The 9,280-nt window shown below is 66.5% G+C and carries 10 protein-coding genes; 8 read left to right on the top strand and 2 right to left on the bottom strand.

Annotated elements, in window-relative coordinates; genetic code table 11:
* The 7 genes from BRAS3809_RS02130 to BRAS3809_RS02100 all read left to right on the top strand — a co-directional run.
* A partial coding sequence (locus tag BRAS3809_RS02130; protein ID WP_035655046.1) for a phosphoribosylaminoimidazolesuccinocarboxamide synthase occupies nucleotides 1–310 on the top strand: 310 nt, incomplete at its 5' end.
* Between the two features lie 13 nt (nucleotides 311–323).
* Entirely contained in the window at nucleotides 324–566 is a 243-nt protein-coding gene (gene purS, locus BRAS3809_RS02125) for a phosphoribosylformylglycinamidine synthase subunit PurS (RefSeq protein ID WP_006614499.1), read from the top strand.
* Between the two features lie 21 nt (nucleotides 567–587).
* The gene (locus BRAS3809_RS02120) at nucleotides 588–842 is read left to right on the top strand and encodes a hypothetical protein (protein WP_008960453.1); all 255 of its coding nucleotides are present in this window, start codon (nucleotides 588–590) and stop codon (nucleotides 840–842) included.
* Nucleotides 839–1,540 (top strand): phosphoribosylformylglycinamidine synthase subunit PurQ, encoded by a 702-nt coding sequence (purQ, locus tag BRAS3809_RS02115; protein ID WP_008960452.1) that lies wholly within the window; start codon nucleotides 839–841, stop codon nucleotides 1,538–1,540. Before BRAS3809_RS02120 ends, purQ begins: the two co-directional genes overlap by 4 nt.
* A 152-nt stretch (nucleotides 1,541–1,692) precedes the next feature.
* Nucleotides 1,693–2,268: a hypothetical protein gene (locus tag BRAS3809_RS02110; RefSeq protein ID WP_240535577.1), complete on the top strand. Its 576-nt coding sequence runs from the start codon at nucleotides 1,693–1,695 to the stop codon at nucleotides 2,266–2,268.
* A gap of 215 nt (nucleotides 2,269–2,483) precedes the next feature.
* The gene (locus tag BRAS3809_RS02105; RefSeq protein ID WP_008960450.1) at nucleotides 2,484–3,785 is read left to right on the top strand and encodes a DUF1236 domain-containing protein; all 1,302 of its coding nucleotides are present in this window, start codon (nucleotides 2,484–2,486) and stop codon (nucleotides 3,783–3,785) included.
* A 248-nt stretch (nucleotides 3,786–4,033) separates the two neighbouring features.
* Nucleotides 4,034–4,771 carry a tetratricopeptide repeat protein gene (locus BRAS3809_RS02100; RefSeq protein WP_008960449.1) on the top strand — a complete coding sequence of 246 codons (738 nt, stop codon included), beginning with the start codon at nucleotides 4,034–4,036 and terminating at the stop codon, nucleotides 4,769–4,771.
* Nucleotides 4,772–4,937: 166 nt separating this feature from the next.
* Here the strand turns inward: BRAS3809_RS02100 and BRAS3809_RS02095 are convergent, their stop codons facing one another.
* Nucleotides 4,938–5,420: a PaaI family thioesterase gene (locus BRAS3809_RS02095; protein ID WP_008960448.1), complete on the bottom strand. Its 483-nt coding sequence runs from the start codon at nucleotides 5,418–5,420 to the stop codon at nucleotides 4,938–4,940.
* A 197-nt stretch (nucleotides 5,421–5,617) separates the two neighbouring features.
* Between BRAS3809_RS02095 and purL the strand changes: the two genes are divergently transcribed.
* Nucleotides 5,618–7,828: a phosphoribosylformylglycinamidine synthase subunit PurL gene (purL, locus tag BRAS3809_RS02090; RefSeq protein WP_008960447.1), complete on the top strand. Its 2,211-nt coding sequence runs from the start codon at nucleotides 5,618–5,620 to the stop codon at nucleotides 7,826–7,828.
* Nucleotides 7,829–8,121: 293 nt separating this feature from the next.
* Here the strand turns inward: purL and BRAS3809_RS02085 are convergent.
* Nucleotides 8,122–9,280 (bottom strand): acyltransferase family protein (locus tag BRAS3809_RS02085; RefSeq protein WP_035655045.1); only part of this gene is annotated, 1,159 nt, incomplete at its 5' end.

The following is a 9,280-nucleotide window of genomic DNA, read 5'->3' as shown; positions in this document are numbered from 1 at the left end:
GCTCGCCATCCGCGTCAACGACTTCCTGACCGGCCTCTTCCTCGGCATCGGCATCCGCCTCGTCGACTTCAAGATGGAGTGCGGCCGGCTGTTCGAGAACGAGATGATGCGAATCATCGTCGCCGACGAGATTTCCCCCGATTCCTGCCGGCTGTGGGACATCAAGTCGAACGAGAAGCTCGACAAGGACCGCTTCCGTCGTGATCTTGGCGGCCTCCTGGAGGCCTATACCGAGGTCGCCAAGCGGCTCGGCATCCTCATGGAGAACGAGCGTCCGGCGGGCTCCGGCCCGGTCCTGGTCAAGAGCTAAAGGGAATCAAGACGTGAAAGCGCGTGTCACGGTGACACTGAAAACCGGCATCCTCGATCCCCAGGGCAAGGCGATCGAGGGCGCCCTCAAATCGCTCGGCGTCGACGGCGTCGCATCCGTGCGCCAGGGCAAGGTGTTCGACATCGAGCTCGCCGGCGCCGACAAGGCCCAGGCGGAGGCGGCCCTGAAGGCTGCCGCCGACAAGCTGCTCGCCAATACGGTGATCGAGAATTACCGGGTGGAGCTGCTGGGCTAACGCAGCCTTCGGGGAAGGGGCATGACCGCGGTCACCAACGAGCTGATGTACGAGGTCTCGAAGTCGATCCAGGCGCGGCGCGCGCAGGTCGATGGAAAGCTCGACGAGCTCAAGTTCGCGGAGCATGCCTCCCGCACTGCCCAGATCGCTCATCGTCAGGAGATCACTGGCATCGACCAGGAGCTCTCCGGCATCCACGCCATTTTGGTTCGCCACGAGGGTCGGCTCGATCGAATCGAGCGGCGCCTCGAACTCAACGATGTGCCGACGCCATGAAATCCGCCATCCTCGTCTTCCCCGGCATCAACCGCGAGCGCGATATGGCGCGCGCGCTGCGCATGATCTCCGGCCATGAGCCGGCGATGGTCTGGCACGCCGAGACGGCGCTGCCCAAGGGCACCGACCTCGTGGTCGTCCCCGGCGGCTTCTCCTATGGCGATTATTTGCGCTGTGGCGCGATCGCGGCGCGGGCGCCGGTCATGGATGCGGTGCGCGACTTCGCCGCCAAGGGCGGGCTCGTGCTCGGCGTCTGCAATGGCTTCCAGATCCTGTGCGAATCCGGCCTGCTGCCGGGCGTGCTGATGCGCAACGACCGGCTGAAATTCATCTGCAAGGACGTGCATCTGCGCGTCGAACGGTCGGATACGCCGTTCACCCGCGGCTACAATGCCGGCCAGGTCATCCGCGTGCCCGTCGCCCATGGCGAGGGCAACTACGCGGCCGACGAGGAGACGTTGAAGCGGCTCAATAGCGACGGCCGCGTGCTCTACCGCTACTGCTCGGCCGATGGCGAGGTCGGCGACCTCAGCAACATCAATGGCGCCGCGCATTCGATCGCCGGCATCGTCAACGAGCGCGGCAATGTGCTCGGCATGATGCCGCACCCCGAGAATCACGTCGAGGACATCATGGGCTGCACCGACGGCCGCGGCCTGTTCGCCGGCCTCGTCGCCCATCTCGACCGCGCAGCCTGACCGGTGGCCTGCACCCGAGACGTTTCCGCCGGGCCGCTCGCCCGGCCCGACCCACAAACGACCGATTGGTGATCGAGGTTGCGGGACTCCTCCATCTCCCGGATCGTCCCCGAGGTTCGTCCTGCCATTTCCTCGATCCCGACGGTGCCTTGATGTCGACGCTGCCTCTCACCCAGCGCGTTCTGCGCTGGCTTCTTCTGTCCGCGTCGCTCGCGCTCGTCGCGGGCGCCGGCGTCGCTCGGGCCGAGACCCCGACGACGACGCCGTCGGTCGCCACGCCGCCTCTGCCGTTCACCGTGGGCGGCTGGAAACCGCAGCGGCCGAACGGTACCGACGTGACCTTCTTCCTGTGCGATGATGCGAAATGCGGCCCTGGCTCGAAGGTCAGCTACCGGCTCTACGGGCCCAACACGACGATGACGATCGAGCAATTCCGCGCCTCGCAGGACCAGATGGTCAAGCTGCTCGACCAGCGCGTGCCCGGGCAGACCACGACGATCCTGGGCGTCGAGGGCGACAAGGGCAGCGGCCTGCCGCGCATGTTCTTTGTGCGGCGCCTGAAAGTGTCGCCAAGCGGAGAGAAGGAATACCAGGTGAGCGGCATGCTGTTCGGCGCGAGAGGCAGTGCCAGCCTGATCAGCTCCGCGACCGGCGAGGCGAACAGCACCGCCAACTTCAAGCAGTTCGCGGTCCCGGTCATGCTTCTGCTCGCGCCGCGATCGAAATGATCGGGTGACGGGCGCGTCGACGCCGTTCATCAAAATCGTTCCGCAGTTTTTTCTCGCGCCGTCCGGCAACGCCGGGCGGCTGTTTGCGTTGTCCGCCCGCGAATGGGGCAGGGAACCAAGGAGGTTCTCTTATGACGACGAAACATTGGCTGGGAACGGCCGCGATCATCCTGGCGATCGGCACGGCATCAGGTGCTGCATCGGCGCAAGGCGACATGAAGCGCGAGGGAGGCCCGGCCGCTGCGACGGCGCACGAGGCCACGCGTCCGGCCGCCGACGCAAAGGGAGAGGTCAAGGGAGAAGCCAGGAGTGAGGCAAAGGGCGGCGGAGCCGCCGCGGAACGCGCCGGCTCCGAGGCCAAGCAGAGCGCGCAGGGGGAGCGCCGTGGCGAGCCTTCATCCGCAACGGGACGCGAGCAGGCTCAGGAAAAATCCTCCGAGCGGTCGGCGCATGACACCAAGCAGAGCGCCGAGAGCAAGGCCGGTCAGGCGACCGAGCGTGGCCGCGAGGCCAAGGAGAGCGCCGAGTCGAAGTCGTCGACCGACAGCAAGCAGGCCGACAAGCAATCGGACAGCAAGAGCAAGGCCGAGCCCAAGCAGCAGCAGGGCCGCGCCGACGAGCCGCGCAAGGGCGAGGATCGCGCCGCCGAGAGCAAGTCGGGGGCGACGGATCGGAAGTCCGACCGTGAGGCCGATCGCAATGATCGCGACAAGGACAAGACCCGGCAGAGCCAGGATGAGCACAAGGCCGGTACGTCCGACCAGGCCGCGGACAAGCAGGCCGGCGACCGCAACAAGCAGGCCAACCAGCCGAACGCGGCCGAGAGCAAGAGCACGACCGCACAGCAGAACCAGCCGAACGGCCCGGCCGGCGCCGGCCAGCGTGATCAGACCGGGCAGGCCAGCAATCAGACCCAGCCCAATGGCAGCCGCTCCAACTCGCAGGTGTCGGTCAACGAGCAGCAGAAGACCCGCGTGGTCGACGAGCTCAAGCGCGATCACGACTTCGATCAGGCGCGCACCAACCTCAACATCAACATCAATGTCGGCGAGCGCCTGCCGGAGCGTGTCCGGCCGCGTCCGCTGCCGTCGGACATCGTGACCATCGTGCCGGAATATCGCGGCTACGAGTACACCGTGGTCAATGACGAGATCGCGATCGTCGACCCGCGCAGCCGCGAGATCGTCGACGTCATCCCGCAGAACGGCATGCGCGCGGACCGCGGTTATGATCGCGGGGGCTACGGCGTCGGCTCGACCCACATCGTCCTGACGGACGACCAGCGCCGGATCCTGCGCCGTGCCGCCACGGAGACCGGGACGGTGGGCTCGACGACTTCGTCGTCGTCAACCTCGTCGGGCTCCAGCTGCCTGAGCCTGCGCCGCGTGCCCGAGGAGCTCGCGCGCGCCAATCCGGAGCTCGCCAACTACCAGTATCTGGCGATCGGCGATCAGGTCGTGCTGGTCGACCCGCGTGATCAGAAGGTGGTGCAGGTCATCGACCAGCAGCAGCAGTGATGCCGCAGCCCTAGGCGGGGCTGCTCGAGGGCGGGAGCGCGGCGCGCTCCCGCCCTTTTTTGCGACAGACGGTCCTCGAGTCCGGCCATCGAACATGCCGTGCTTCGCTGCTTGAACCGTCTGTTGTTCGCATGCGTCAAACGGGCATCATCGGCCGGCCGGCGCCCCACGCGGGATTGTCCGGGCTTGTGCGCCACGCTATCAACGTCGGCGTGTAAGTTCCGGCTGTGTCAGTTGGGGAATATTCCGTGCCCATCGCTCTTGTCGTACTGCTGCTCGACATTTCGCTGATCTACCATGCCTCGCGCACCGGGCGGCTGCAGCCCTGGGCTTTCATCATCCTGATGGTGCCGATGATCGGTGCGCTCGCCTACATCGTGGTCGAGCTGGTGCCGGAATGGCTCGGCAGCCATGACGTGCAGAAGGCGCGCAAGCGCGTCGCCAACAAGCTCGATCCCGAGAAGTACTACCGCGAGTTGTCCGATCGTGTCGCCATCACGGATACGATCGCCAACCGGGCCGCGCTCGCGGAGGAATGCGTCGCGATTAGCCGCTATGACGAGGCCGAACGCCACTACGACCATATCCTCAGCCTGCCGATGGGCCATGAGGCGATCTTTGCGCTCGGCAAGGCCAAGGCGCAGTTTGCGCGGCGCCGCCCGGCCGATGCGCTGGCGACGCTCGACGAGCTGCAGAAGACCTGGCCGGACTACAATTCGGCCGAAGCGCATCTTTTGTATGCACGGGCTTTGCAGGATGCGGGCCGAAGCGGCGAGGCGCTGGAGGAGTACCAGGCGCTGCTGGACTACGCGCCGAGCAGCGAGGCAAAGGTGCGCTACGGCACGCTGCTCAAGCTGGTCGGCCGCGTCGACGAGGCCAAGGTGGTGTTCACCGAACTGCTCATCCAGATGAAGCGCTCGCCGCGCCATGTCCGCAAGGCCCAGTCCGAGTGGATTGCGATCGCCGAGAAGCAGATCGCGGGGTGACAGAGCGCGAAGTGCCGTAGGGTGGGCAAAGCAGCCGCCGTCAGGCGGCAGCGTGCCCACCATCGCGCTGCGGACTCGGTGCCGGACGGCGGGCACGGCGCCATTGCAAGCTCGCGCGAGGAGAGGGCACGGCAACGCCTTTGCCCACCCTACGGTGCTTGTTGAGCTACGGCGAACTCGCCGCCTCCGGCGTGCGGCGCTTCACCCGCTTGATGGTGCCGGAGAACGAGAACAGCGGCTTCGCCCCGGAATGCAGCATGCCGCGCAGGAAGATCAGCGAGGCGCCGGCGCGGGTGACCTCTCCGGTGGCCTCGATCAGCTCGCCCTCGCGCGCGGCATCGAGGAACTCGGACGAGAACGACACCGTCACGCCCGGGCCCTGCAGGATCGGGGCTGCGAAGGCGAACAGGCAGTAGTCCGCGAACGTCATCAGGCAGCCGCCATGGACGTTGCCGGCGCCGTTGAGGTGCTTCTTCTCGACCCGGAAGGCGCAGCGGATCGAGCCGTCCTCCTCCATCCGGTGCCAGAACGGGCCGGTGTGGGATTCGTAGCTGTCGCGCATCCAGGTGCGCCAGCCGGCGAACTCGCCATCGGTGGCGATGTGGATGCCGGGGCGGTTCTCGAAGGCGGAACGGGACAGATCGTGCACGTGAGGGGGCCTTTAACTGTTGATTGACCGTCTTAAATCCGATCAATCGCCATTCTGCAAATATCCCACGGGGCGGTCCTGGCCAAAGCTCTGGACAGGGCGGATGGGGGCCGTAAAAGGCCTTTTCGCATCAGGCCCGGCTTTCTATGAAGCAGGGTTTAAGGGACCAGCGGCCCACGGGGCAAAGGCATTTCTCCATGCGCAATGAACCGCAGATCACCCCCGAGCTCGTCGCCGCCCACGGCCTGAAGCCCGACGAATATGAGCGCATCCTGAAGCTGATCGGGCGCGAGCCGACCTTCACCGAGCTCGGAATCTTCTCGGCGATGTGGAACGAGCATTGCTCTTACAAGTCGTCGCGCATCCATCTCAAGGGCCTGCCGACCAAGGCGCCCTGGGTGATCCAGGGCCCGGGCGAGAACGCCGGTGTGATCGACATCGGCGATGGCCAGGCGGTCGTGTTCAAGATGGAGAGCCACAACCACCCGAGCTACATCGAGCCGTACCAGGGTGCCACCACGGGTGTCGGCGGCATCCTGCGCGACGTGTTCACCATGGGCGCCCGTCCGATCGCCTGCCTGAACGCGCTGTCGTTCGGCGCGCCGGAGCACCCCAAGACCCGGCACCTCGTGTCCGGCGTCGTCGCCGGCATCGGTGGCTACGGCAACTCCTTCGGCGTGCCCACGGTCGGCGGGCAGACCCGCTTCCACACCCGCTATGACGGCAACATCCTGGTCAACGCCATGGCGGTCGGCTTGGCCGATGCCGACAAGATCTTCTATGCGGCGGCCTCCGGCGTGAACATGCCGATCGTCTATCTCGGCTCCAAGACGGGGCGCGACGGCATCCATGGCGCCTCGATGGCCTCGGCCGAGTTCGACGACTCCTCCGAGGAAAAGCGTCCGACGGTGCAGGTCGGCGATCCCTTCGCCGAGAAGCTGCTGCTCGAGGCATGCCTCGAGATCATGGCCGCCGACTGCGTGATCGCCATTCAGGACATGGGCGCGGCGGGCCTGACCTGCTCTGCGGTGGAAATGGGCGCCAAGGGCGACCTCGGCGTCGACCTCGATCTGGACTCCGTGCCGACCCGCGAGACCGGCATGAGCGCCTACGAGATGATGCTCTCCGAGAGCCAGGAGCGCATGCTCATGGTGCTGAAGCCGGAGAAGGAAAAGGAAGCCGAGGCGATCTTCCGCAAATGGGGCCTCGATTTCGCCGTGGTCGGCTACACCACGCCGAGCAAGCGCTTCGTCGTCAAGCATGGTGGCGACGTCATGGCCGACCTGCCGATCAAGGAGCTCGGCGACGAGGCGCCACTCTACGACCGTCCGCATGTCGCCTCGCCGGCGCTGCCCGTGATCCACGCCCGCGAGGTCAAGGCGCCGATGGACATCATCCCGGCGCTGGAGAAGCTGATCGCGACACCCGATCTCTGCTCCAAGCGCTGGATCTGGGAGCAGTACGACCACGTCATTCTCGGCAACACCGTGCAGCGCCCCGGCGGCGATGCCGCGGTCGTGCGCGTGCAGGATGGCCCGAAGGGGCTGGCGCTCACCGTCGACGTCACGCCGCGTTATTGCGAAGCCGACCCGTTCGAGGGCGGCAAGCAGGCGGTGGCGGAAGCCTGGCGCAACATCACCGCGGTCGGCGGCCGTCCGCTCGCCATCACCGACAATCTCAATTTCGGCAATCCGGAGCGGCCCGAGATCATGGGCCAGTTCGTCGGCTGCCTGAAGGGCATCTCGGAGGCCTGCCGCGCGCTCGACTTCCCGGTCGTGTCCGGCAACGTCTCGCTCTACAACGAGACCAATGGGCGGGCGATCCTGCCCACACCCTCGATCGGCGGCGTCGGCCTGCTCGACGACTTCACCAAGTCCGCCAGCATCGCCTTCAAGGCCGAAGGCGAGGCGATCCTGCTGATCGGCGAGACCCATGGCTGGCTCGGCCAGTCCGTGTATCTGCGCGACGTCTGCGGCCGCGAGGAGGGCGCTCCGCCGCCGGTCGATCTTGCCGCCGAGAAGCGCATCGGCGATGTCGTCCGCGGCATGATCCATGCGGGCACGGCGACCGCGGCACATGACCTGTCCGACGGCGGCCTGCTGGTCGCGCTCGCCGAGATGGCGATGGCCTCCGGGATCGGCGCACGCCTGCTGGCTTCGCCTGCCTCGATCGTGCCGCATGCCTATTGGTTCGGCGAGGACCAGGCGCGCTATCTGGTGACGGTGCCGGAGACCGAGGCCGGCCGTGTGCTGGCCAAGATGCGCGGCGCCAACGTGCCGTGCACGCGGATCGGCACCACGGGCGGCAGCGCGCTGGCGATCGCCGGCGAAGCGTCGGTCGAGGTCGCCACGCTCAAGACCCGGTTCGAAAGCTGGCTGCCGAGCTACATGGGCGGTGCGGCGGCCTAACCCACCGCCGTCGTCCCGGACAAGCGACGGCGGCGCACCGCGCCGACGTGGCGCCGATCGGGCGCCCAAAAGCCGGAGTCGTCGGGCGGACTTGTCGTCGACCCGCGCCAACAACAAGGTCCTGTGGTGATGGGTCCCTGCGTTCGCAGGGACGACAGCGGAGTTCGCTGTGAGACCAGCGCCTCTTCACTTGCGTCATTGCGAGCGCAGCGAAGCAATCCAGAGTCCTTCCTGAGCCCTGGATTGCTTCGCTGCGCCGCTGCGCTCGCAATGACGGAGGAGACGGGCGTGTCTTACAACACGTTCTTCGCGCCCGGGATCTGCCGCAGCAGCCAGGTCGCGCCCCAGCTCAGGAGCACGCTGCCGACGAAGGCGATCGTCGCCTTGGCGACGGCCGGGAGATTGAGGTCGAACAGCCCGTACTGGATCCACAGCACGATCGGATAGTGCACCAGGAACATGCCGTAGGCATCGGCCTGCAGCCGGTCGAGCACGGAGAATTCCGAGCGGCGGTGATTGAGGAAGTAGGACAGGATCGCGAACATCATCGCGGCGCTGAAGATCACGAAAAAGAAGCCGTAGGCCCCTTCGTACCAGTGCGGTAGCACCGGCGGATTGTCGAGCACCTCGCGCTTGATGGTGATCAGCACCCACAGCAGCACGTAGGGCACGAGCGTCACCACGATCCACGCGCCGAGCCCGCGCTGCGACATCTGACCTTCCGCCGCCAGCAGGCCGCGCTCGAAATTCGCCGAGCCGATGCCGGCGCCGACGTAGAAATAGGCGGCGTAGAGCAGGATGCGGCTGGCCTGCACCGAGAACGGACCGGCCTCGAACCAGAAGGTCGGCCCGAAGTACAGCCGCGATGGGACATAGAGCAGGGCCGTGATCAGCAGAAAGACGAAAAAGAAATCGCGCGGCTGCGCGAAGCCGCGCTGCGACAGCCGGTTGATCGGCTCGAGCAGGCGCGGCGAGACGCGGTAGAGCAGGGCCGCCGAGGTGTCGAACGCCAGCAGCACCCAGATGAACCAGACCGGTCCGCTCGGCCACGGACCGACGGTGACGGTCTTCCACCAGTAGGCGGAGAAACTCGCCCCGGGATTGGCGCGCAACTCGATCGCATAATAGGCGAGCGGTATCAGTGTCAGCGCCGCGACCACGAAGGGCAGGCCCAGGCGGAGCAGCCGGTCGCGCAGGAACTGCAGCGTCGTTTTGTGCGCTAGCCCGGACCACACGAACAGGCCCGACAGGAAGAAGAACATGGCCATGAAGAAGCTGTCGGTGGCCAGCACGATGCCGTCGAAACCGAGGAAGGAGGTCGGATCGGTGTGCCCGAAATAGGTGTAGGGAATGACGGCATGATGCAGCAGCACCACCAGTGTGAGGAAGGTGCGCGCGTGATCGAGTGCTGCATTGCGCGCCCGCGCCTTCGGCCGGGCCTGTAGCTCGACC

It is taken from the genome of Bradyrhizobium sp. STM 3809 (assembly GCF_000239795.1).
GTDB lineage: Bacteria > Pseudomonadota > Alphaproteobacteria > Rhizobiales > Xanthobacteraceae > Bradyrhizobium.
The sequence above is the reverse complement of the archived record's forward strand: the minus strand, read 5'-3'. Positions and strand labels throughout refer to the sequence as shown.

What these genes read in the sequence shown, in the direction of transcription:
- BRAS3809_RS02105 (WP_008960450.1), top strand. Translation starts at nt 2,484, where the DNA reads ATGAAGCGCGAGGGAGGCCCGGCCGCTGCGACGGCGCACGAGGCCACG.
- purQ (WP_008960452.1), top strand. Translation starts at nt 839, where the DNA reads ATGAAATCCGCCATCCTCGTCTTCCCCGGCATCAACCGCGAGCGCGAT.
- purL (WP_008960447.1), top strand. Translation starts at nt 5,618, where the DNA reads ATGCGCAATGAACCGCAGATCACCCCCGAGCTCGTCGCCGCCCACGGC.
- BRAS3809_RS02110 (WP_240535577.1), top strand. Translation starts at nt 1,693, where the DNA reads ATGTCGACGCTGCCTCTCACCCAGCGCGTTCTGCGCTGGCTTCTTCTG.
- BRAS3809_RS02120 (WP_008960453.1), top strand. Translation starts at nt 588, where the DNA reads ATGACCGCGGTCACCAACGAGCTGATGTACGAGGTCTCGAAGTCGATC.